The organism is Planctellipticum variicoloris, assembly GCF_030622045.1.
Classification (GTDB): domain Bacteria; phylum Planctomycetota; class Planctomycetia; order Planctomycetales; family Planctomycetaceae; genus Planctellipticum; species Planctellipticum variicoloris.
In genome coordinates, this window is sequence record NZ_CP130886.1 from 6,589,363 (window position 1) to 6,612,917 (window position 23,555).

20 protein-coding genes are annotated in these 23,555 nt (G+C 64.2%); 5 read left to right on the forward strand and 15 right to left on the reverse strand.

The window, feature by feature from the left end:
* Nucleotides 1-32: 32 nt before the first annotated feature.
* From SH412_RS25735 to SH412_RS25745, 3 genes are read left to right on the forward strand one after another with little or no spacing between them, the layout of a single operon-like run.
* On the forward strand, nucleotides 33-1,067 hold the full coding sequence (locus SH412_RS25735) for a substrate-binding domain-containing protein (RefSeq protein WP_336520905.1): 1,035 nt from the start codon (nucleotides 33-35) through the stop codon (nucleotides 1,065-1,067).
* Nucleotides 1,064-2,518: a hypothetical protein gene (locus tag SH412_RS25740; RefSeq protein ID WP_336520906.1), complete on the forward strand. Its 1,455-nt coding sequence runs from the start codon at nucleotides 1,064-1,066 to the stop codon at nucleotides 2,516-2,518. Before SH412_RS25735 ends, SH412_RS25740 begins: the two co-directional genes overlap by 4 nt.
* The gene (locus tag SH412_RS25745; protein WP_336520907.1) at nucleotides 2,515-4,359 is read left to right on the forward strand and encodes an ATP-binding cassette domain-containing protein; all 1,845 of its coding nucleotides are present in this window, start codon (nucleotides 2,515-2,517) and stop codon (nucleotides 4,357-4,359) included. The genes SH412_RS25740 and SH412_RS25745 overlap by 4 nt, the downstream gene beginning before the upstream one ends.
* 15 nt (nucleotides 4,360-4,374) lie before the next feature.
* Here the strand turns inward: SH412_RS25745 and proC are convergent, their stop codons facing one another.
* A complete protein-coding gene (gene proC / locus SH412_RS25750; protein ID WP_336520908.1) occupies nucleotides 4,375-5,199 on the reverse strand; it encodes a pyrroline-5-carboxylate reductase in 825 nt (274 codons plus the stop codon).
* Between the two features lie 132 nt (nucleotides 5,200-5,331).
* Complete coding sequence (locus SH412_RS25755; protein ID WP_336520909.1) at nucleotides 5,332-6,618, reverse strand: beta-ketoacyl-[acyl-carrier-protein] synthase family protein; 1,287 nt, start codon at nucleotides 6,616-6,618, stop codon at nucleotides 5,332-5,334.
* Nucleotides 6,619-7,372: 754 nt separating this feature from the next.
* Here SH412_RS25755 and fliD point away from each other — a divergent pair.
* Together fliD and SH412_RS25765 are read left to right on the forward strand one after the other, a co-directional pair.
* The gene (gene fliD / locus SH412_RS25760) at nucleotides 7,373-10,108 is read left to right on the forward strand and encodes a flagellar filament capping protein FliD (RefSeq protein WP_336520910.1); all 2,736 of its coding nucleotides are present in this window, start codon (nucleotides 7,373-7,375) and stop codon (nucleotides 10,106-10,108) included.
* A 161-nt stretch (nucleotides 10,109-10,269) separates the two neighbouring features.
* The gene (locus tag SH412_RS25765) at nucleotides 10,270-10,713 is read left to right on the forward strand and encodes a flagellar export chaperone FliS (protein ID WP_336520911.1); all 444 of its coding nucleotides are present in this window, start codon (nucleotides 10,270-10,272) and stop codon (nucleotides 10,711-10,713) included.
* A gap of 10 nt (nucleotides 10,714-10,723) precedes the next feature.
* Here SH412_RS25765 and SH412_RS25770 read toward each other — a convergent pair whose 3' ends face one another.
* The 13 genes from SH412_RS25770 to SH412_RS25830 all read right to left on the reverse strand — a co-directional run bounded on the left by SH412_RS25770 (nucleotide 10,724) and on the right by SH412_RS25830 (nucleotide 23,553).
* On the reverse strand, nucleotides 10,724-12,145 hold the full coding sequence (locus SH412_RS25770) for a sigma-54-dependent transcriptional regulator (protein ID WP_336520912.1): 1,422 nt from the start codon (nucleotides 12,143-12,145) through the stop codon (nucleotides 10,724-10,726).
* A complete protein-coding gene (locus SH412_RS25775; RefSeq protein WP_336520913.1) occupies nucleotides 12,123-13,574 on the reverse strand; it encodes a sensor histidine kinase in 1,452 nt (483 codons plus the stop codon). The genes SH412_RS25770 and SH412_RS25775 overlap by 23 nt, the downstream gene beginning before the upstream one ends.
* Nucleotides 13,575-13,654: 80 nt before the next feature.
* Entirely contained in the window at nucleotides 13,655-14,422 is a 768-nt protein-coding gene (locus SH412_RS25780; protein WP_336520914.1) for a hypothetical protein, read from the reverse strand.
* Nucleotides 14,419-15,309, reverse strand: coding sequence for a phytoene/squalene synthase family protein (locus tag SH412_RS25785; RefSeq protein WP_336520915.1), 891 nt, complete (start codon nucleotides 15,307-15,309; stop codon nucleotides 14,419-14,421). The genes SH412_RS25780 and SH412_RS25785 overlap by 4 nt, the downstream gene beginning before the upstream one ends.
* On the reverse strand, nucleotides 15,291-16,271 hold the full coding sequence (hpnC, locus tag SH412_RS25790) for a squalene synthase HpnC (RefSeq protein WP_336520916.1): 981 nt from the start codon (nucleotides 16,269-16,271) through the stop codon (nucleotides 15,291-15,293). The genes SH412_RS25785 and hpnC overlap by 19 nt, the downstream gene beginning before the upstream one ends.
* Before the next feature lie 204 nt (nucleotides 16,272-16,475).
* Nucleotides 16,476-17,234, reverse strand: coding sequence for a hypothetical protein (locus SH412_RS25795; protein WP_336520917.1), 759 nt, complete (start codon nucleotides 17,232-17,234; stop codon nucleotides 16,476-16,478).
* Nucleotides 17,235-17,486: 252 nt separating this feature from the next.
* Nucleotides 17,487-17,795, reverse strand: coding sequence for a Rieske (2Fe-2S) protein (locus tag SH412_RS25800; RefSeq protein WP_336520918.1), 309 nt, complete (start codon nucleotides 17,793-17,795; stop codon nucleotides 17,487-17,489).
* A gap of 16 nt (nucleotides 17,796-17,811) precedes the next feature.
* Nucleotides 17,812-18,411 carry a cytochrome c oxidase subunit 3 gene (locus tag SH412_RS25805; protein WP_336520919.1) on the reverse strand — a complete coding sequence of 200 codons (600 nt, stop codon included), beginning with the start codon at nucleotides 18,409-18,411 and terminating at the stop codon, nucleotides 17,812-17,814.
* Between the two features lie 31 nt (nucleotides 18,412-18,442).
* Nucleotides 18,443-18,802: a cytochrome C oxidase subunit IV family protein gene (locus SH412_RS25810; RefSeq protein WP_336520920.1), complete on the reverse strand. Its 360-nt coding sequence runs from the start codon at nucleotides 18,800-18,802 to the stop codon at nucleotides 18,443-18,445.
* A 59-nt stretch (nucleotides 18,803-18,861) separates the two neighbouring features.
* Complete coding sequence (locus SH412_RS25815) at nucleotides 18,862-19,734, reverse strand: cytochrome c oxidase subunit 3 family protein (RefSeq protein ID WP_336520921.1); 873 nt, start codon at nucleotides 19,732-19,734, stop codon at nucleotides 18,862-18,864.
* Between the two features lie 60 nt (nucleotides 19,735-19,794).
* A complete protein-coding gene (locus SH412_RS25820) occupies nucleotides 19,795-21,498 on the reverse strand; it encodes a cytochrome c oxidase subunit I (protein ID WP_336520922.1) in 1,704 nt (567 codons plus the stop codon).
* A gap of 103 nt (nucleotides 21,499-21,601) precedes the next feature.
* On the reverse strand, nucleotides 21,602-22,612 hold the full coding sequence (gene coxB, locus SH412_RS25825) for a cytochrome c oxidase subunit II (RefSeq protein ID WP_336520923.1): 1,011 nt from the start codon (nucleotides 22,610-22,612) through the stop codon (nucleotides 21,602-21,604).
* 80 nt (nucleotides 22,613-22,692) lie between these two features.
* Entirely contained in the window at nucleotides 22,693-23,553 is an 861-nt protein-coding gene (locus SH412_RS25830) for an SCO family protein (RefSeq protein ID WP_336520924.1), read from the reverse strand.
* Between the last annotated feature and the right edge of the window lie 2 nt (nucleotides 23,554-23,555).

The following is a 23,555-nucleotide window of genomic DNA, read 5'->3' on the forward strand; positions in this document are numbered from 1 at the left end:
TTTGAGCCCTGTTTCCGGAGTCGGCCGTCCGCATGCCAGCTTCCCGACATCACTGGTTGTGGCTCCCTGCGATCGCCGCCGCCTTCGTGCTCCTCGTCTGGAGCACCGGCCGAAGGTCGGTGAACGGCCACGCTCCGCTGGTCGTCTATTGCAGCCACGATGCGGTGTATGCCGAATCGATCCTCCGACAGTTCGAACAGGAGCTCGGGATCCCCGTCGAAGTCCGCTTCGACACCGAGGCCACGAAGTCGCTGGGGCTGATCAATCTGCTGCTGCAGGAACGCGAACGGCCCCGTTGCGATGTTTTCTGGAACAACGAGCTGCTCGGCATGCTCCACCTGCAATCCGAGGGAGTTCTGGAACCCTATCGGGGCGCCGGCTGGAAACGCATTCCGCAGCAGTATCGCGACCCCGAGGGGAACTGGACCGGGTTCGGCGCCCGCCTGCGTGTCTGGATCGTGAATACCGGGCTGCTGCCGGAAGCCACCGAAGCCTCGCTCGATCAGCTCTGGACGGACAACCCGCGGACGCTGGCGGTCGCCAAACCGCTCTACGGCACCACCCTCACGCAATACAGCCTGCTCTGGAAACTGTGGGGGCCGGATCAACTGAAGGCGTGGCATCGCGACGTCCGTCAGCGCGGCGTGCGCGAGGTGAACGGCAACGGACTCGTCAAGGACATGGTTGCCGCCGGGACCTGCTCGGCGGGTTGGACCGACACCGACGACACGTTTGCGGCTCTGGAGGCCGGAGCGCCCGTTCGGATGCTGCCGCTGAAGGTCGAGGGGCGAACGATCGTGATTCCCAATACCGTCGCCATTATCCGCGGCACAAGCCGCCGGGGCGATGCGGAACTGCTGGTCGACTACCTGCTGTCGGCGCAGACCGAGCTGGCGCTGGCGCGATCGACCGCACGACAGATTCCGCTGGGCAAAGTTCCCGACGCCGAAGTTCCCGCTGAAGTCCGCGAGCTGCTTCCCCGGGCGGCGGAAGGGCACGACCTGCGGGATCTGCTCCCGAATCGTGACGCGTGCCTCGCCTGGCTCAAGTCGGAGTACCTCGAGTGACCTGGCTGTCCGCCTGCGGGTGGACGCTGTTTCGAAGCGTGCTGCTGACCCTGCTGGCCTGGCCGGTCAGCTCGGCCCTTGCGGAGCATCTGCGGCACATTCCCGGCCCTCGACGATCCCTTGGCCTGCTGCTGCTGCTCGCACCGTTCCTGTTTCCGGAGCTCGTCACCGGTTACGCCTATGCACCGTGGGTCGCCGGCCTCCCCTGGTCGGCCGAGGGACTGTGCTGTCTCCTCCTCTGGCTGAGAATCATTCCGATCGGCGCAGTGACGCTGCTGATTGCCCCCCCCGCCGGCGTCTCGGCGTCCGCCTGGCATCTCCGCCAACTGCTCCGCAGGACTGGTCGAAATCCGGGCAGTCCCCTCCGCTGGATCTGGGAGCGCTCGGTCCGCCGGTCCGTTCCGGCCCTGGGGTTGATGTGGTTTGTCCTGTTTCAGGAGTTTGAGCTGGCGGCTCTGCTCAAGACGGTTTCCTGGGCGGACTGGCTGTTCGTAGCGCAGGTCGGAGGCCTCCCGCTTTCGACGTCGTGGCGACTGGCGGTGCTCCCGCTCCTTGGCGAGCTGGTCGTTCTCCTGCCGATCCTCCTCCTCGTCACTCGCAGCACTGGCGGCTGGTCGCGAGAAATCCCGCCGCCGCCGCACCCGTTGATCGCGTGGATGTGCCGGGGCTATCTTGCCGCGGCGATCCTTCTCGTGTGCGTCGTGCCCATTGTCCTGATGTTGCGCACGAGCTGGAGCGCACTCAGTGCCCACCTCCTGCAGCGGCTGCAGTGGGCGGGTCTCGGACGCGAGCTGGTGGGCGGCGTCGGCGTCGCCACGTGCGCGGGCGGACTGGCGTGGTGGTTGGCGGACCAGATTCGCCCTCGGGCGGGCTGGTCCGCCCGCTGGTTGTGGCTGATTCCGGGCTGCTGCGGTTCGCTGGTCGTCGGACTGACGCTCGTGAATCTGTTTCAGCGCGGATGGCTGAACTTCGCGTATGACACCCCTCTCCCGTGGATCCTGGGGCTGACGATTCTCCTGCTGCCCCGCGCAGCGCTGCTGCAGGTCTGGCTGCAACGGATCAGGCCCGGCTCGCCCGTTCATACGGCCCGCATGACCGCTGCGATGGCAGGACGCAACGCGGCCAGTCGCGGGCTCGTCTGGCGGCTGGAGCATCTACCAGCCTGCCTGGCGGTCGGACTGGTCTGCTGGTGGGGTTACCTGGATGTCACCACCGCCTACCTCCTGAATCCCACCGGCATGGTTCCCGGGATCGTGCGGCTCTACAATTTCATGCACTACGGTCGCTCGGCTGCTCTCTCTGCCGAGGCCGCCGTGCTGCTGCTGACGCCGCTGATCGGGGCGTTGGCCGTTTTGTCACTTGTCCCGCTTCTGAGCGGGATGTTTGCCCGTCGGCAACGAACGAACACGCCTTCGGATTCGCAGCCGCCGGCGGAACCTGAGTCAGCATGACGACCGCATCCAACCTCTGGCGACTCGAACGGGTGACGTTGCAGGGGCGGCCTCAACCCCGCCTGGACGACGTCACGCTCCACGTTCCGGCAGGCGTGACCGCGGTCCTCGGGCCTTCGGGAGCCGGCAAATCTTCGCTGCTGTCGCTGCTGGTCGGATTCGAAACGCCCGGCTCCGGCCGAATCATTCGATGCCAACCTGCCCCGACCGGACAGGCCGATCTTTTCTGGGGACCGCCCGACGATGGGCTGTGGCCGCATCTGACGGTTCGCGAGCATCTCACGACCGTTGCGCCGGCCGGCACGGCGGCGGACCGCATTGATGGATTACTCAAGGACTTCGATCTGACGGCGCTGGTGAATGCGCGGCCCGAGAGACTTTCGCTCGGCGAACGCTCCCGGCTCAATGTTGTTCGTGCGCTGGCGACGGAGGCTTCGATCCTCGTGCTCGACGAGCCGCTGTCGCATGTCGAGGCCGGTCGCCAGGTTCGGTTCTGGCAGGCGGTGCGCCGCGAACTGCAGCGATCCGGCAGTCACCTGGTCTTTGCCACTCACGATCGGGAAGCCGTCCTGCGGGAAGCCGCGCACGTGATCTGCCTGGAAGCCGGCCGTCTGACGTATGCCGGTTCTGTTGCTGAGCTCTACCATTGCCCCCCTTCGCTCGACCTGGCGGAGCTGCTCGGACCGGCCAACTGGCTCGACGACTCCAGCCGGACCCGCTGGCTGGCTGATTCGCTGTCGGAGCGTCATCCCTGCATTCGTCCGGAGTCGCTCGTCGTCGAAGCCGAAAGCGATGGCCCTTGCGAACTTCTCGGCAGTCAAAGGCTGGGGCAATATTGCGAATCCCGCATGCGGCAGGACGGCCAGAATCTTGAAATCCGGCTGCTGCACCGCGTCCCCGAACGGCCCCTCGACGTTGGCGGGCGAGTCCGACTCCGGCTGCTGCCCTGGTTGCTCATCCTGGTTCTGGCTCTGATTCCCGGCTGCAGTGGGCCGGACGAACCGGCGCTCTCCGCCCATGAAACTGAGTCCTGGTCCTTGCCCGCCCACGCAGGCCGCATGCCGGCGCCGCGCGGCATCGGCCCCGGGCCGGATCGCACGCTGTATGTCCTCGACAACGCCGGCCGGGTGCTGGTGTACGACGAAGCGGGCGAGCTGCTCCGCGAGTGGTGGATGCCGGACTACGACATCGGCAAAGCCGAGGGGGTCTGCGTCCTGCAGGACGGTCGCGTCGCCGTCGCCGACACGCACTATCACCGTGTAGTCGTCTTCGATCAGCAGGGAATCGAGCAACTGCGGTTCGGCAAACTGGGCGAAGGGCCGGGCGAGTTCATCTATCCGGTGAAGGTGATTCAGTCTCCGTCGGGAACGCTGTTTGTCTGCGAGTACGGCGGTCACGACCGCGTGCAGATGTTTCGGCCGGACGGAACGTACGTCGGCGAGTTCGGCAGTTTCGGTACGGCGCCGGGAGAGTTCCAGCGTCCCAGCGGGATCGTCTGGCGCGACGGGCTGCTCTATGTCGTCGACGCATTCAACAACCGCGTCCAGGTCTTTACCGAACAGGGCCGGTTCGTCAAGGTGATCGCCGACGGCGCGGACGGCGCGTCGCTCTACTACCCCTACGACGTCGCTCTCACACCCGACGACCGGCTGCTCGTCGTCGAGTATGGCGGCAGTCGCGTGACGGCGATCGACCTCGACGGCAAACTGCTCGGCCGCTTCGGAACGCCGGGCGGTGGGGAGAACCAGCTCATGACCCCCTGGGGACTGACGGTCGACTCCCAGGGGCGGCTGTTGATCTGCGACACCGGCAATCGCCGACTCGTGCGGCTGGAGTTATAGCCGGAGACGTCCGGATCAGCCTTGTCCCAGCTCCCGCGAACGTTCTGTGGCGGCTTCGACGGCGTTCATCAGAATTCCGCGCAAACCGCCGCGCTCCAGCTCATGCAGGCCGGCAATCGTAGTGCCGCCGGGACTCGTGACCGCATCCTTGAGCTGCCCCGGATGCTGCCCGGTGGCGAGCACCATCTGCGCGGCCCCCAGCACCGTTTGAGCCGCCAGCCGGGTTGCCACGTCGCGCGGCAGCCCCATTCGTACGCCGCCGTCGCTGAGAGCTTCGATGATCTGATACACGTACGCCGGACCGCTGCCGGACAGACCGGTCACCGCGTCGAGCAATTTCTCCGGCACTTCCACCGCCAGCCCAGTCGTCGACAGCAACATCTCCACCAGTTGGGCGTCGCCGGGACGGCAATGCGGACCCATCGCAAATGCGCTGGCCCCTTCGCCGACCAGACAGGGGGTATTGGGCATCACGCGCACCAGTCGGGTTCCAGGCGGCAGCCCGGCGGAGATGCGAGTCAGCGACTGCCCCGCCGCAATCGAGACCACGAGATGATCGGAAGTGACGAGATCGCGAATCTGCGTCAGCACGTCCGGAATATGCTGCGGTTTCACCGACAAGACGATCAGGCGCGCGGCGATCAGGAGCTCGGCGACGCCGGAGACCGCCTTTCCGCCCGTCGCCGCCGCAAAGCGCTGCATTGCATCCGCGGAGACATCGTAGCCTAAGAGGTGATCCGGACCGACGACGCCCGCCGTGACAAACCCTTTGCCCAGGGCGGCGGCCATCTGGCCGGCCCCCAGAAAGCCAATCACCGGGGGCGGGGCGGTCGCTGTCATGGAGTCAACTCCTTGTCCGCGTCTGGCGGAGGCGGTTCGGGTGCGGTCCAGCAAGCGAGCGACCCCGGCGATGGTCTCGGCCGGGGTCGCTCGGAATGTGGAAAATTGTACGCCCGCGGCGGGCCAAAGTCGTCAGACGGCCCGGATCACCGCAGCGGCGCTCTGTCCCATCCGAGTCCGGTTGACGCTCAGCGCAATGCCATTGCTCATCTGCATCGGCTCGCTGTGCACGATATTCAGCGGGCAAAGCGGGTCCGGCGTCCGGTAATTGAGGGTCATCGGAAGCTGCCCGTGCTGCATCGCCAGCAGGCTGCCGGCCAGTTCCACCGCACCGGCGCCGGCGTCGAAGTGACCGAAGTAACTCTTCAGCGCTGTCACCGGAATCTTTTCGGCAATCTGCCCCAGCGCCCGCTGATACCCGCGGGCTTCTGCAATATCGTCCCGTCGCGTTCCCTTGCCGTGTGCGTTGATGTGCCCGAGATCGCGGGGAGTCATCTGCGACTGCCGCAGGGCTGCTTGAATGGCGCGTTCCAGGCCGACGCCCGATTCCCGGTCGGAAGCGCCGTCCGAGCCGCCGCCGACGCCGACGATCTCGCAGTAGATCGAAGCGCCCCGGCGAATTGCGTGCTCGTAGCTTTCCAGCACGAAGGCCGCTGCCCCTTCGCCCACGACCGTTCCGTCGCGATGCAGATCGAACGGACGGCAGGCCGACGCGGGATCTTCCCCGCGGGACAGGCTTTCGTAAAGGTTCAGCCGGGCGATCTCCAGGGGATGAATATAGGAACTGCAGGCGCCGACGATCATCGCGTCGGCGCGGCCGCGCTGAATCACCCGCACAGCCTCAGCGATAGCCAGCAGCGCGGAAGACTCGCAGGCGGTAATCGTATTGTTCGGCCCGCGGGCATCGTGTTCGATCGCCACGTGGCACGCCGGCATGTTCGGAAGCTGCTTCAGCAGCCAGAGGGGACAGATCTGCCCCATCGTGTCTTCACCCCAGCGGGTGAAGCTCTCGTCGTCGTCGACGCACCCCTGCATCTTGCGAGCAGCATCCGCCAGCTCTTCCGGAGTGGTGGAAATATGCCCAGCGCCAAACTCCACGCCCAGGCGCTCCGGGTCAATATCGCCGCGGGTCAGCCCCGCGTCCTTCATGGCCATCGACGCCGAGGAAACCCCGAGCTGCACGTCGCGGGACATGACTTTGAGGAATTTCTTCTGCTGGATGAACTGCAGCGGATCGAAGTCGTGAATCTCCGCAGCCAGCTTCGAAGGCAGATTCGTGGCCGGAAACGCGGACAACACATCAATCCCGGAGCGACCGGAAATAAGGTTCGACCAGAAGGGGTCGCACCCGATACCGATCGGCGATACGACTCCGATTCCGGAGACGACCACGCGGGGAAAAGCGGCCTGAGCCGTCATAGCCTGACCTTGTTCGCAACCCGCGCCCCGGCATCCCTCGGAGAGCGGTTTCTACCCCAGTGCACTTTCCGACGGCGGTCCCCGCCTCCCGGCCCTAAGATCCTTCGGACTCCGCCAGGCCGGCAGTTACAGCGCAACTCGTTACGCCGCTTGGAAATGCAGCCAAAACCACAATTCTGAGACGCCAAGTCGCTTCCGCGACTTCAGCAGCTCGTCTCTGTTGTTATCGGTCTGCGAATGCGTCGCCGTGCAGAGCAGCCTCACAATGCCGCCGAAACGTTTCCGAGGAAATCTCTTTCCACGGAACCACCCCGACGACCCGATCCGTACTCCGGATCGAGACTGCTCCAGATTTCAGGAACACCCAAGTCAATTGCAGACTTCCGCCTCTTTCGATGCACCATCCGCCAACGAACCCCGTCGGCGGACCCCAGCGGCACAGTCGAGAACAGCTCTCGATTCAGGCACCCCTGCCCGAACCGATGATGAAGTCCGCAATTCACCGAGTAATTACACCCGGCAATCGCGAAATTGTCAAGAAATCTTCCGTGAATATGTATACAAAAAGTTATGTCGAAAAAGCTCTGTTGCCGGCGGGGTTTTCGCAGTCGCTACAACCGAACGCTTCGCTATTTCCTTCCAAACGGACATTCCAGATGGACGATCTCAACGAAGGGGATGCAGGCGCCCCGCGGAGTCCCAGTCGGCAATCTAGGATTCCCAGAAACGCCTCGCGGAGCTCCGGGCTCATCTTATGTCGACCATTCAATCCACGACCGGCCTGGCGAGCGGCATCGACATCGGTGCGCTCGTCAAAGCCATTATCGGGGTTGAGCATAAGCCGATCGATCAGCTCGAGACCCGCCTGAAGGACATCCAGGCGCAACAGACCGCCCTCAGCAATATTCAGGCCAGCCTGTTGTCGCTGACGACGTCGGCCGTATCGCTCCAGTCCTCCAGCACCTTCAAAGCTCTCACCGTCCAGAACTCCAGCCCGTCTCAGTTTTCAGTTACCACGCAGTCCGGCGCCACCGCCAGCACCTATGCGCTCCAGTCCGTGCGGCTGGCGTCGACCAATCAGTCGCTGTCGCGCGGGTACGCGACCGCCACCCAGACGGTCGGAGCCGGCCAGATCGTCATCAGCTCCGGCGGCGACCTGAATCGACCGCTCCGGCTCGAACTCCTGAATGACGGCGTCGGCGTCCAGCGCGGTCAGATCAAAATCACCGACCGCAGCGGGACATCGGCCAGTATCGATCTGCGAAACGCCGTCACGATCGATGACGTCGTCACGGCGATCAACAGCTCCTCGATCGGCGTCGCCGCCTCCACGCTGGGTGGTCGCCTGACGCTGACCGACACGACCGGATCGACCGCAACCAATCTGCAGGTCGCGGAAATCGGCGGAGGAACGACGGCGGCAAACCTGGGAATTCTTGGCTCTGTCAGCGCCGATTCGCTGACCGGCAGTGACATCCTGACCGTCAACAGCGACTTCACGCTGGGGCTGCTCGACGACGGCAACGGCATTCGCCGGTCCACGGGTTCCTCCGACCTGGTGCTGACCCTGAAGGACGGCTCAATCCTGGCGGTCAATCTGGACGACGCGGCGACGCTGGGAAATGTCGTCAGCACGATCAACAGCGCGACCGGCAATGAGGGCAAACTGACGGCGGAGCTGGTCGATGGCCGGCTGAAACTCACCGACAACACCGGCGGCGGCGGATCGCTCTCTGTCGCCAGTGCGCCGGGGAGCAATGCGGCGACCGTGCTGGGACTCGACGTCGCCGCCAGCGGAAACGAGCTGACCGGAAATCGTCTGATCGCCGGTCTCGACAGCGTGCTGCTGAGGAATCTCCGCGGCGGTCAGGGGATCGCCACGCGCGGCGAAATTTCTCTGACGGACCGGACTGGAACGACGGCGACCATCGACTTGAGCGCCGCCGAGTCTCTCGACGAAGTGCTGAGCGCCATCAATTCAGCGACGTCGGTCGGCGACGTGAAGCTGCAGTTGACGGCCCGCCTCAACGACAACGGCACCGGCATCGTCATTGAAGATACGTCCGGGGCGACGGCCAGCGACCTGGTGATCGCCGACGTCGGCGGGGGGACCGTGGCGGCCGATCTGGGAATCGCGGTGAGCGCCTCCCAGACGACCGTCAGCTCCGGCAACCTTTATCATCGGTATATCGGGGAATCGCAGAGCCTGGCGAACTACGGTCCAAAGGGGACTTCGGTCCCGACGGGGTCGTTTCGGATTACGGACTCGGCGGGGAATCAGGCCGTCATCAACATCACCAGCAGCGTCAAGACGATTGGCGACGTGATCGACCGCATCAACGCCGCCAGCGGAATTCAGGTCACGGCGAAGCTGAATTCCACGGGGGACGGCTTCGAGATCGTGGACGACGCCGGGGGGGCCGGGACGCCCGTCGTTTCGGAGATCGGGGGAACGACTGCCGCCGGCCTGCGGCTGCTCAATTCGGCGGCGCTGGGGGGCGACGGCAAATATCACATCGACAGCCGCATGTCGACGGTGATCACCATTGAGGCGACAGACACGCTGACGCAGATTTCGACGAAGCTCAACTCCGCCGGGGGGATGTTTCGCTCGTCGGTCGTCAATACCGGCTCTCCGCTGAATCCGTTCCGACTGAGCGTGACGTCGACCGTCTCGGGAGCGGCGGGCTCGCTCAAATTTGACGACGGCGGGCTCGGTCTGAACTTCGCGACGCAGACGCCCGGGGAGGATGCGGTCCTGCGCGTCGGAAATGCCTCGTCCCCTTCGAGTTACCTGGTGACGTCGAATACGAACACGTTCAGCAACGCCGTGTCCGGCATCAGCGTGTCGCTGCTGCAGACCGGCGATTCGGTCGCGTCGGTGACGACGACTCAGGATACGAGCAAGATCCAGAGCGCGATTTCCAACTTTGTCTCGCTCTACAATTCCTACGTCGACACGGCCGCCACGCTCTCCAAGTACGACACGGCGACGAGCACGCGGGCGGCGCTGCAGGGGAGCGGCACTCTGCTGCGGATTCAGCAACGTTTTTCCGATTTGATCAACCGCGTCCGGGGGGGGCAGGGGGACCCTGTCCGATCGCTGGCGGATGTCGGCGTGACGGTGACGAGCGGCGGGAAGCTGACCGTCGATTCCACGCGACTGGCCAACACGCTGCAGAGCAACCCGGAAGAAGTGACGTCGCTGTTTACCGACGCCGAAAACGGCTTCGGCGTTAAGTTTCTGGACGCTTTGACGAATCTCAACGATTCGACCAAAGGATCCTTGACGGTCGAGATTAACGGGTTGGGGACTGTCGCGGATTCGATGACGAGTCGTATCGCCGATCTGGAGTCGCTGCTGGAGACCCGACAGGACTTTCTGCTCCGGCAGTTCCAGAGAATGGATAACGCCATTGCCCAATTGCAGACACAGCAGGACGCCATCAAGGCGATGTTCGACGCGGTCACCAATTCCTCTGAGAATTGATTTCCGATCCGATAGACGGAGGGCGGTCGGACAACGGATTCGGTTCATGACGACTGCAACGGCGCTCAAAGCCGCGCACCAGCAATTCCTCTCGATTGGACGATGTGTCTTTCAGCACTCAAGATCAACATTCTGGATGCCTTGAGAAGGATGCCCGAACCGTGCAGCAGGCCGCGACGTACCTTGAAAACCAGGTGTTCACTGCTTCACCGCACCGCCTGCATCTGATGGTCGTCGACGCAGCTCTCCGTCACGCCCGCCGCGGCATGGAAGCGCTCGATGAGAAGTCGTGGGAGTCGATGTTCCAGTCGCTCAGCAAGGCACGCGACTGCGTGTCGGAGTTGATCGGGGGACTGCAGCCCGATGTCGCTCCCGAGCTGGTCGATCCGACGAAGGATCTGTTCATCTTTGTCTATCGGAATCTGGCGAAGGCCGATTTTGATCGGGACTCGCAGCTCATTCGGGACGCGATCGGCATCCTCGAAATCCATCGCGAGGCCTGGGTCGAACTGGGACTTCAGCTCGGCGCGGGACAGCCGGCGGGAGCGCCTGCGCGTCCCGCGTACGAAGACGCTCCGACTTCGGGGCGGAGCTGGTCGACCTGAGCGGGGCCTGTCAGGTTCCGCCTGGCTCCGTGTCGTCGGCGCCGAGGACGGCCTTGAGCCGGGCGCGGAGGGTTGCTCGATCGAGCCCGAGCAGTCGCGCGGCCGCCGTCCGATTCTGATGCGTGTGCGCCAGCACCGTCTGCAGCAACGGCCGCTCGACGAGCTGAAGGAACCGCCGGTAGAGATCGCCCGTCTCTCCGGGATCGGCGGACTGAATTGCCCGCCCGACCCACGCGACCAGTTCTGCGTCGAGGCCCCGACTTGCAGTCATCGACGTGACGTTCTGCGGAGTCGAGGCTGGACGCGGCAAGTGCTCTGCCTGCAGCGGACCTCCGCGCGACAGGACGGCCGCACACTCAACGGCATTCCGCAGCTCGCGCACGTTGCCCGGCCAGTTGCGTTCGCGGAGGGCCGTCAGAAACCCGGTCGTCAACGGCGGCATCCGACTTCCGACGGCGAGTTGCAGGAAGTGCTCGACCAGCGGGGGGATGTCTTCCGGTCGCTCGCGGAGCGGCGGGACGTCGATCGGGAAGACCCGCAACCGGTGATACAGGTCTTCGCGGAACTCACCCTGGAGAATCGATTCTGACAGGCTCCGGTTGGTGGCCGCGACAACTCGCACGTTGGTCGGCCGGAGTAAACCGGAACCGACGGGAGCGAACTGCCGCGATTCCAGGACGCGCAGCAGTTTGACCTGGAGCGCGAGGGGCGTTTCGCCAATCTCGTCCAGGAAGATCGTCCCCCCTTCGGCCGACTCGAACAGCCCCCGCCGCTCCTCCGCGGCCCCGGTGAAGGCTCCGCGGACGTGGCCGAACAGTTCGCTTTCGATCACGGCCGGGTTGAGCGCCGCCAGGCAGACAGGGACGAATGGACCGTCGCGGCGCGCGCTGTGCCGGTGGACTGACTGCGCCACGAGCTCCTTGCCCGTCCCGGTTTCTCCAGTGATCAGGACGGGGACGTCGGTCCCGGCGACCAGTGCGATCTGCTTGAAGACCCGCTGCATCACGGGCGAAACTCCGATGGGTTCGCCCGATTCCGCGAGAGGGATCGGCGGAGGACTGGTTTCTGCGGGGGCGGGAGCGAGCGCCCGCGAAACGGCGTCGGCGGCCTGTTCCAGGCCGAAGGGCTTCACCAGATAGTCGAAGGCGCCCTGCTGCATCGCGCGGACGGCGGTCGGCAGATCGCCGAACGCCGTCATCACGATGACTGGCGCCTGATCGGCGCGCTGCTGCAGCCGGGGCATGGCGGTCAGACCATCTTCGCCCGGGAGCCGGACGTCGAGCATCATGGCTTCCGGATGAAACCGATCTAGAATCCGTTCGGCGGCTTCGACGGATGCCGCGGCTTCGACCTCGTGTCCTTCGTCGGTCAGAAACGATCGCAGGCTCCAGCAGATGGAGGGTTCGTCGTCAACGATCAGAATCCTGCTCATCGCGGGGGCTCTCGTGTTGTGGCCAGCTCAGCTCAAAGGAAGTCCGGCCGGGGGTGCGACTCCAGCTTAGCCCCCCCCGATGGTCTTCCGCCACCTGTCGGGCAATCGCCAGCCCGAGCCCCAACCCTTCCGGCTTGGTCGTCGTGAATGGTTCGAACAGCGATCCCGCGACGCCTCCGACCGGCCCCGGTCCGCTGTCTTCGACCCGCAGGACGCCCCGCCCGCCAGCGACGGCGGCGCTCAGCCAGACCGCGCCTCCCGATCCAGCCGCCTCAATTCCATTGAGCGCGAGATTCAACACGGATGCTCGCAAAGCATCCCGTTGCCCGGCGACCATTGGCAGCTCCGGATCGACGTTGATTTCGAGGCGGACGCCGGCGTGCTCGCACACAGGTCGCACCAGTTCGGCAACGCTCTGCAGGAGCGTCGTCAGATCGACGGGCTGCATGGCCTCGGCTTCGCGGCGCCCGAGAGACAGCAGCCCCCGCACTTCTTCTTCCAGGAGCGTGAGCTGGCGAAGCGCGACGGACAGACTGGTGTCTGAAGTCGCCATCGCGCAGCGTCGCTCGTGGAGCTGAATGGCCAGACGGGCGCCGGTCAGTCCGTTCCGGAGCTGATGGGCGACGCCGGCGGCCAGTTGGCCGAGGACGCGGACTCGCTCGGAATGGACCAGCGTTTCCCGGAGGGATCGCAGTTCCTGGCTGAGGCGGTTGACGCGGTCCGCGAGCTGACGGACTTCGTCGTCCGGCCCCGACAGCTCGATGACTCGCCCGAAGTCGCCGCCGGCGATCGCGGCGACGTGCTGCTGGAGGATCTGAACACGCCGGACCAGTCGTCGGGAGAGCCAGACCGTCAGCGGAATCAGCAGCAGGAGCGTCATGCCGCCAAAGGCGAGCGCGGGCCAGATGGCCAGCCAGCGCGACCGCGTCCAGCGCTCGACGGACGTCAGAACCACAATCTGCTCATCCGGGGCCGCGGAACCGACCGAGAGAACCGAAGCGCGGTATTCCGTCGGACCGATCTGCACGGTCTGCAGGAGCCGGGCGGGGTCTCCGTGGAGATCCAGTCGAAGATCGGCTTCGTCGATGTCGGGCAGCGAAGTCGCCAGCGCCGCGCCGCGGCGGGCATCCCACGTGATGTAGTGGTCGCCGGTCAGACGGGACAACTGTCGGAGAACCGCTCCCGATCGAGGGTAGTTGGCCTCGGCGAGGACCTGCGCCATCTGCTGCTGACGGTCGAGGGCGGCCTGGGCGGTTCGCCGCGAGGACAGCCACGCCGCGGCAATCGTATTGATGAGGACGGCGATCAGCACCAGTCCAGCGACGGGGAGGAGGATCTGCCGGCGCAACGGTCGAGCGAACCGACCGGACGCGGCGGCGTGTCGGAAGTTCGTCGCTTCGACGAGGGGGGCGGGCGGGTCAGGCGGCACGATCGAGCAGTCTCACGGGAGTGGCCCAGGAACACTGCTCACAGCATGTTCGGGTTGTTCGACGTCTGCCACCCTTTGCGTCAGTTCTGCAGGACAAACCGCTCGACGTATTTGCGTCCGGCCGTCTCGTAGTCGTCGCTGTCGACAACTTTGAGAACGTCTTCAAGATACGGGAATTTCAGTTCGGCCAGCATTTCCTTGCCGTAGGCTTCGCTGAAAAACTGCCCGCGGTCGGCGATCGCCACGTTCCCGTTGCGAGTCAGCGCGTCGAGCCGCTGCTGGAGGGCGTTCATCAGGTCCGTCACGGCCTTTCGGCGTTCGTCGCAGATGGCGTCGAGTTTGTCCCGGAGGAGTTTTTCGGTCGGTTTCTGACCGGAGGGAATCGGAATTCGGACCAGGCTGAGCGACTTGAGGACGGCCTGATTCAGCAGGCGCGCTCGGGGGTCCGTACTCAGCAGTACGTGATCCAGCTCGTGCCGCGCCAGGCTCGTGTCCCAGAGCTGCGGGCTGTCGTACTCCCGCGGCAGTTCGACTTTATGAGTCAGTGTGGATCGGGCGGTCTGCATGTCGATGCGCAGGGTGGCCTCGAGGTCCCGGCCGCGGCGCCGGAAATCGTGCTTGAACTGATACCTCCATTCCGTGTTCAGCGTGAATATCGTCTGGCCGGGAAATCGGCGCGGGGTTGCGGCGCGTTCGTAGAAGACCAGCTCAACGCCTCCCTCCTTCAGCAACTGATCGAGCGGCGCCGGGGCCGGGGGGGCGGCTTGAACGAGCGCGGTCAACGCCATGAAAAACGGGGCGGCGGCCTGGAAGAACGGGCGGGCGGGCGGGGGGACGGCACGGTTCACGTCCGCTCTCCCGCCAGGCGGCCGGCGACGCAGATGGACGACGCGGCAAACCACAGCTTCTTCCAGCGCGGCAGCCGCACGCGGCTGTGGTAGACATCGAATCGACGGCGTTCGATCTCGTGCAGCAGGCCGCCGTAGATTTTGAGCATGGTACGCAGGATCGGCCGCCCGACCGGCTCGACCAGCGGAAACAACTCTTCCGCCCGCCGATAGTAGCTGCGAGCGCGATCGACCTGAAACCTCATCAGCTCGCGGAACTCGTCGTTACAGACGCCGCGCCGCAAGTCGTCCTCGGAGTAGTCGAAGCGATGCAGGTCTTCGCGGGGAAGATAGATGCGGCCCAGCCCGGCGTCTTCGGACAGGTCGCGGAGGATGTTGGTCAATTGCAGCGCGGTTCCGCAGTCGATGGCGCGCGGAATGGCGTCTTCGCCGCGAAAGCCCCACAGGTGGATGCAGCAGACGCCGACGGCGCCGGCCACACAGTAGCAATACTGCTCCAGCTCTGCGAACGTGGCAATCGGCTGCGGTTCCAGATCGCGTTCGACTCCATCCAGGACCGCTTCCAGCGCCTCGAGCGGCAGCGCGAAGCGTCGGCAGATATCCGCAAAGGCCGGCCAGAGCGGGTGCTCGGCGGGAACGCCGGCGTGCGCGGCGCGGAGCGCCTGCCGCCAGTGCGTCAGTTCGCGGCGACGCTGCTCGGGGCTTCGGCCGGGCTCGTCCCCCAAGTCGTCGCTCAGGCGCATGAACGCATACAGCACGCACATCGCGTCGTAGCGGTCGCGGGGGAGCGTCAGGAACGAGAAATGGAAGTTGTGAGCAGTCTGTCGCGTGAGCCGGCGGCACCAGGCGTAGGATTCGTGCAGCGGCGTCAGTGCTGGACCGGACATGGATCGGTGGTCGCCTTGCTCGATCCTCTCCGCCGCGTGCAGAAGCGCAACGCCGCCCGCGAAAGCGCCCCGCCGAGGAGAAGCAGAGCATCGCGTTTCGTGACTTGGGGACGAATGTCCCAGACACGATACCTGATTTGCGCAATTCTCTGAAGAATGCGAAGCCCTCCGCGGGCAAACAGGTCAATATCGACCTGCAGCCGGCCCGGCAGGCGCCCGATCAGCGGCAGGCCGGCGGTCAGGAATTCCCGCGCCCGGTCGACCTCGAACCGCATCAGCTCCAGGAAGGCCTCGTTCTGGAGCCGCCGATCGAAGTCCTCCCGCCGGTAGCCGAAGCGCTCGCAGTCTTCCCGTGGCAGGTAAATCCGTCCGATGGCGTAGTCGCGCGCGACGTCCTGCCAGAAGTTCGCCAGTTGCAGGCCGGTGCAGATGCTGTCAGACCAGGCGAACTCCTGCGGGCCGACGCATCGGCAGAGGTGGAGGACAATTCTCCCGACCGGGTCCGCGCTGCGTCGACAGTAGTCCTGGAGCTGCGCGAAGGAGCGGTATTCGGCAACCGACTGATCCTGCACGAACGCGGAGATCAGGTCGGCGAACGGTTCGCGCGGGATCTGGAACTCGCGGATCGTCTCCGCGAGCGCGACGAAGACGGGGTGCCGGGTCCGTCCGGCATAACAGGCATCCAGCTCCTCTCCCCACCAGGCGAGCAGTTCCAGCGACCGGTCCCGGTCGCCGACTTCGTCTCCCAGATCGTCGGCCCAGCGGCAGTAGGCATAGACGTTGTAGAAGTGCTGATGGAGCCCCGGCGGAAGCAGCCAGGAGACGAGCGGGAAGTTCTCGTAGTGACTCGTCGCGAGTCTGCGGCAGAATGCGCGGGCCTCGTCCGGCGAAGGGGCCGGGCGTCCGGCAAGCGCCTCTGGCCCCCATTCCTTCAGTTCCGCCAGAAACGCCGCGTCCGCCATTCCCCGCTGCCCTTTGCCGTGTGTCGTCGGGCATCGTACCAGATACGAAGAGGATTCACCGCGGAGGCGCGGAGAGCAGACGGAGAAGAAATGTCGAATGTCGAAATGAACAAGTCGAGAGACGAGAGTCCAGAGTCGAGAGCCAGAGAACGAGTCCATTCCACGGACAACTGACAACTGACCAATTCCCAATAACTCGCCCCACTACTTCAGATGTTGAATGACGCGTCGTTCGAGGTCCGGCAGCCGGCGTTTCAGACGCTCGCTGAGCGGTACGGGGGCTCGGCCAGAGTCGATTTCCGCGAAGTATGCGGCCATTTCCTCGCGGGCTTCGGGGGGGCCATGCAGCAGAAAGTGGACCCAGCCCCAGGCGTCGCGGTAGTCCTTTCCGCCCATGTCGAGCATTTCGCGTTTGGCTTCCAGGGCTTCCAGCCGAGGCTTCCAGCCGAAACGGATCGCCCACTGCAGGCTTTTGCGATGCGGGTTGTCGTTGAGCCGGGCGCCGCGGGGGACCTCGAAATACTCGGCGAGTCCTTCGTCGAGCCAGAGTGGCACGTAGGGGAGGGAGTTTCTCAGCAGGGCGTGCGTCGCTTCGTGCCGGACGTCGGTTTCGAGATCCCGATGGCGGTACGCATAGACGCGGCCGGCGTCCTGTCCCGGCAGATACAGGGCCTGACGTTTTTCGCCGCCGGGGGACCTGCTTGACACGTATTTCTGGTAGGACCATTTGCCGGAGAACAGGTGGATCTCCACCGGCCGGTCGCGAAAATCGAGCCCCAGCGTTTCGTGCAGATCGGCCTGAAGTTCGCCGAGCTCCTGGACGAGACCGTCGACATCTCGCAGCGGAAACTCGGACCGAAATACGAACGGAGCGATCGTGGCTTCGTCGATCCACGGGGACTCGGCGCGGGCCTGGACCAGGCCGGCCAGGCTGCAGATCACCGTCAGAGCCCATCGTCGCATGCCGCCTCTCCCGGATCGGATCGCAGGGGGGCGAAGTCTAGGCGGGGAGGATTGGCGGGGTCAAGAGGATGCTGCTCGTGGAACGAGGGCGTTTCACAAGGGGGGAGAGAAGATCAGTGCAAAATGAAAAGTGAAAAAAGCAAAGTGCAAAATGGAAGAACCACAGATTGAAAACTCAAGTTCGCCAACGACCCCTTGCACGCACCGCATTTCGCGACGGACCACTGACCACGGACAACTGACCAATCTCCATCATGGCAACTCGACGAAGACGTCGTTTCCTTCGACAGCGACTTCGAATCGCGCGTGTTTGAGTCTGGCGTTGAGGCAGTGCTGGCCTGTCGTGACGTCGAACTGCCAGCCGTGCCAGGGGCAGGTCACGACGTTCTTGCGCAGGTATCCTTCCGCGAGGGGGCCGCCGGCGTGGGGGCAGATTCCGTCGAGCGCGTGGAACCGACCGTCGATGTTGAACAAAGCGATAATCCGGCCGTCGACGACGAACTCCTTGCCGGTTCCGGGGGCGACTTCTTCAACGCCGGCGATCCGATGGCGGGTGCTCATGCGAATCCAGATCCTGCTAGAGCGTCAGCGTGAAAGCGGCCAGCATCATCAGCCAGACGACGTCCAGGAATCGCCAGTAGACGGCGCACAGTTTGACGCCGGGGTAGAACTCGTGATCGAACCGACCGCGCAGAGCTTCCAGCACGACCCGGAACAGCACGACGAGGCCGCCGATGAAGTGCAGCACGTGCAGCAGCACGAGCACAAAGAGAAAGCCCCAGAACCGGACTGCACGCAACGATTCGAACCGCGAGATCGGCGGCTCAAGGGAAGCAGACCGCAGGTTGACGAAGTGACCGAGTAACAGATCGGTCAGTCCGATTGTCTGGAGTATGCAGAACAGGCATCCGCAGCCGAAGGCGGTCAGGAGCCAGCGGCGGAACTCAAGCTGCCGCTCGCGGCGGACTTCCCTCAGCGACTGTTGAAGTGAAATGCCGCCGACGAGCAGCACAGCCGTCGAAGCCCAGAGGACCGGCGGAAACCGTCCGGGCGTGACCGGAACGCCTTTCCGCATCAGGATGAAGGCCCACATCGCTCCGAGAAAGAACATGCCCAGAGACGCCAGCAGCAGATAGAGCCCGAACTCTTTCTGAATCAGTTCACGGCGGGCGGGCATGGGAATTCCCCCGATGCGGGGACGGCGGCTGCTAGGGCCGGGCGGCGGGGCTGTTGTCCAGAGTCAGATTGCTGATCTCCGACTGGTAACTGATCGAATCCATCGAACAGAACCCCACGAAAACCGCGACGAACGCCAGCGAAAACAGAATAATCAGCACGTTGAACGACTTGTCGTGCCGCAGGTGCATGAAATAGATCAGCACGAGCGACGCTTTGACCGTGGCAATCGACAGCGCCACGTACAACTCCGCCGCGGCGGGAATCACGGTCGATTGCGCCACCGTCAGCGCGGTCAGCACGATGAGCGCCAGGAAGGTGCCGATGAGGATCGACAGCGGAACCGGGTGGGAGTAGCTGTGGGCGTCGGCGTGGTGAGCGTGGTCAGACATCTTCAAAAACCCGTCCGGGAGGAATCCGCGAAGTTCAATCGCCAGCCGTTTCGCCGCGATCAGTGAATCAGATAGAGCAGCGGGAACAGATAGATCCAGATCAGGTCGACGAGGTGCCAGTACAGCCCGACGAAGTCGACCGGGCCGAAATACTCGGGACCGAAGTCGCCGCGCAGGGAGCGCCAGAAAATCCAGCCGATGGCGATCATGCCGCCGACGATGTGGATGCCGTGGAGTCCCGTGAGGCAGTAGTAGATGCTGAAGTAGATGCCGATGTCTTTGGGGAGTTCGGCGCGGGTCGGGAGGCCCTCGTCGCCGTGGCCGCCGGCGGCGTGTTCGCCTTTGGCGTGGGAGTCGCCGGCCGGTTTTGCGTCGGCATGGGCGTGGTCGACGGGGTCGGCGTGGGGGTCGCTCGCGTGGGATGCGGCGGCGTTGCCGGTGGCTTTGAGTTCGCCGTGGGGATCTTCGCCGTAGACGAAGTATTTGGCGGGGTAGATTCCGAGGTGGAACTTGTGGGAGTACTCGAAGTATTTGACGACGAGGAAGGTGAGGGCGCAGAGCCAGGTGATGGCGAGCAGGATGACGAGGCCCTGTTTCTGTCCGAGCTGGGCGCAGCGGACGGCCCAGGCCATGGTGAGGCTGCTGAAGAGGAGGACGACGGTGTTGATGGCGCCCATGGTGGGGTTCAGGAACATGTGCCCGTACGTGAAGATCTCCGGGTGGTTGGCCCGGTAGACCGCGTAGGCGGTGAACAGTCCGCTGAAGAAGAGGATTTCGGTGATCAGGAACAGCCACATTCCCAGCTTGCCGCTGTCGAACTGCTGTTCGTGATTCTCGAAGTGGTGGGCCAGGAATGGCGAATGCCCGTGGGCGTGATCATGACCGTGGTCATGGCCGTCGGCCGGAAGTGCGGCGGGGGCGAGCGTGCTCATGCGGAAAAGCCTCGTCGGACGTTATACACAACGCCTGGATAAACAGTCGGCGCGGGGGTCTTATTCGATGCCGCCATACGGATCAACCGTCTTTTGCGCCTTGGGAATCGGGACATAGCCGCCCACCGCGGGATCGTATTTGTTGGCGTGATAGTCGTAGGGGTCGGTGGCTTCGGGGGTGTGTTCGAAGTTGGCCAGCGGGGGAGGGGAGGACGTGTGCCATTCGAGCGAGTTGCCGCCCCAGGGGTTCATGGGGGCGGGCTTGCCCCGCAGCAGCGACTGGACGAGCACCCAGAGGGCCAGGAACAGCCCCGCGCCGAGGACGTAGGATCCGTACGTGGAGAGCTGGTGGTAGGTCTGGAATTCCGGGAGGTAGTTGTAGTAGCGGCGGGGCATGCCGCGCGAGCCCATGATGAACTGGGGGAAGAAGGCGAGGTTGAAGCCGACGAAGATGATCAGGGCGGCGATCTGCCCCTGGATGTCGTTGTACATTTTGCCGGTGATCTTGGGCCACCAGTAGAACAGGCCCCCCAGGAAGGCGGTGAGCGTGCTGCCGACCATGACGTAGTGGAAGTGGGAGACGACGAAGTAGGTGTCGTGGAGGTGGACGTCGGTGGAGAGGGTGCTGAGGAACAGGCCGGTCAGGCCGCCGATCGAGAACAGCACGATGAACGACTGGGCGAAGCACATCGGCGTCGCCAGGCTGATCGAGCCCTTGTACATCGTCGCCAGCCAGTTGAAGACCTTGATGGCCGAGGGGATGGCGATGCTGAAGGTGATGCCGCTGAAGACGATGGCGGCCATCTTGGATTCGCCGCTCGTGAACATGTGGTGGCCCCAGACCAGGAAGCCGAGCAGCGCGATGGCGAGGCTGGAGAACGCGATGAAGCGGTAGCCGAAGATGGCCTTCCGGCTGAAGACGGAAATCAGCTCGCTGACGATCCCCATGCCGGGCAGAATCATGATGTAAACGGCGGGGTGCGAGTAAAACCAGAAGAAGTGCTGGAACAGCACCGGGTCGCCGCCGAGCTTCGGATCGAAAATGCCGATCCCCATCGTCCGTTCGGCGAACAGCAGGAGCAGCGTGATGCCGAGCACGGGGGTCGCCAGGATCTGGATGATCGCGGTCGCGTACAGCGACCACAGGAACAGCGGCATCTTGAACCAGGTCATCCCGGGCGGGCGCAGCGTGTGAATGGTGACGATGAAGTTCAGCCCGGTGAAGATTGAACTGAATCCGAGGACGAACGCTCCCAGCACCGCCGAGACGACGCTCGTGTTGGTATCGATGCTGTAGGGGGTGTAGAAGGTCCAGCCGGTATCGAGTCCTCCGAGGAAGAGAGTGAGCACGAAGAAGAGCGCTCCGCCCATCCAGAGGTAGAAGCTCATCAGGTTCATGCGGGGGAAAGCCACGTCCTTCGCGCCGAGCATGATGGGGAGGACGAAGTTGCCCAGAGCCGCGGGAATGCCGGGGATGATGAACAGGAAGGTCATCACCGCGCCGTGCAGCGTAAACATCTGGTTGTACATGTCGTGCGTCATGCCGGTCGTCGGACCCGGCGTGAGCAGCTCCGTCCGGAGCGCCAGCGCGAACGTGCCTCCCAGCAGAAACGCCGACATGACGCCGACGAGGTACATCAGGCCGATCCGCTTGTGATCGAGCGTGAAGACCCAGCTCAGGATGCCGCTGGACTCGTTGAGGTAGTTGCGGCCGGGGCTGTGTCCGCCGGATCCGCTTTCGGTCGTGATGGTTGCCGTTGCCATGGGACTGCTCCCCACTCCGTCTGGCGCCGCCACGCTGCATTCTGCAGGGTGACGACGATGATTCTCGATTCCCCGTCCGGGACTTCCCGACCCGCCGCGGAACCTATTTCTTGTCTTCGTTCAAACTCTTGATGAACAGGATCAGGTCTTCGATCTGCGAGTCCTTGAGCTGCCCTTTGAAGCTGGGCATCTGGGCGCGGTAGCCGCCGCGGACTTTGGCGTTGGGTTCGAGGATCGATTCGCGGATGTAGTTGTCGTCGACGGTGATCGTGGAGCCGTCGGCGAGCTTCTGCTGCGTGCCGAAGGTCCCTTTGAACGACGGTCCGACTTTGGCCGTTCCGTCGGTCGTGTGGCACTGGGCGCAGCCGCGTCGGTTGTAGAGCTTGAGGCCGCGTTCGAGCGGAGGCGTTTCCTTCTCTTCGATTTCGATGACGCGGGTGAGCTTCTCGGCCCGTTCGCCCGCCGGGTAGACGACCACCTTCGCCAGCATGTCCGAATGGCTTTTTCCGCAGTATTCGGCGCAGAACAGCGTGTATTCGCCCGGGCGGGTCGGAATGAACCAGGTCGTCGCGTAGCGTCCGGGGACGACGTCCTGTTTCACGCGGAAGGCGGGGATGAACAGGCTGTGGAGGACGTCTTCGGAGATCATCGTCAGCTTGAAGGGTTTCCCCTCTTCGACGTAGAGGGTGTCGCTGGCGAAGCCGTCGAACTGGGGATAGGTGAACAGCCACGCCCAGCGCTTGGCCGTGACGCGGATTTCGTTGTCGCCCGAGTCCTCGGGAGGAGTGCGCATTTCGACATAGCCGATGAATCCCCAGAAGAACATGGGGATCAGCAGCATTGCGGGAATGATCGACCAGGTGAGTTCGAGAGCGGTACTGTGATGAGGCGATTCCAGCAGCGGGGCGCCCGGCCGACGACGGTACTGCACCGTGAACCAGATCATCAGGCCGACGATCAGCAGGAAGAAGACGGTGGAAGTTCCCAGGATGAAGTGGAACAGCCAGTCCACCTGGGGGGCCACGGTGGAGCTTTGCACGGGGAACCAGAACGTCGAGCCCTCTTCCACCCACGGGGGGGCGACGAACTGCGCGGTGTCCTGCGACTTATCCATGATCGGTTCTCAACAACTTCCATCGCGTTCGGCGCTGCCGACCGCTGCATTCCAGATCTTCAAACTCTCGATGTCGAAATTCAGACGGGGACTGGTCCGACCGGGCCAGGACCCGTCTTCGGAGATCGCATCCGCCGCTCCCGGCGCAACAGCCAGGCGACAAACGCTGCAATCACCACCACCGTCGCCACCCCGCCGGTCCGCATCAGGTTGCGCGCCGCCGGAGCGTATCGCCCTTTTTCCGCATCGTAGTGGAAGCAGAACAGCAGGATCCGCTCCCACGTCCCCCCCACCTTGCCTTCGCCCGCTTCCACCAGACTCAGCCTCAGCGTCTCCGGCGGGAAATCGACGCCATACATGTATCTTGCGATCTTCCCGTCCGGCGTGCACAGCACGAACATCGCCGGATGAGCATATTCCTTCCGATCCGGGACATATCGAAACTTGAAACCGATCGAAGCCGCCAGTCGCTCGATCGACTGCCGGTTGCCGACCAGAAATCGCCAGCCGTTTCCCGTCCCGGCCCGCTCGTACAAATCCAGATATCTCTGCCGCGTCTGCCCGGCCCGCTCGGGAGTCTCCGACGGATCCATGCTGACGGAGACGACGTCAAACTCCTTGCCCGCCGTCCAGTCCAACTGCTTGAGCGATTCCACCAGGCCCGACAACTGCAGGTTGCAGAGCATCGGGCAGTTGGAATAGTTCATCGATACGATGACGGGCCGTCGTCCTTCGAACCAGTCCTGCACCCGTCCGTCCTGCCGTCGGTGATCCCGGAAGATCAGTTCCAGCGGCAGCGATTCCCCGACGTGCTCGGCGACGTCGAGATTCTCCAGCTCCTTGGGGGTGGTTTCCCACGGAGCCGCCCCGACCGGACCCGAGAGCGCACCGACGCTGCTCAGCCAGACGAGAACTCCGCAAATCGCCCGTCGCACTCTCATTT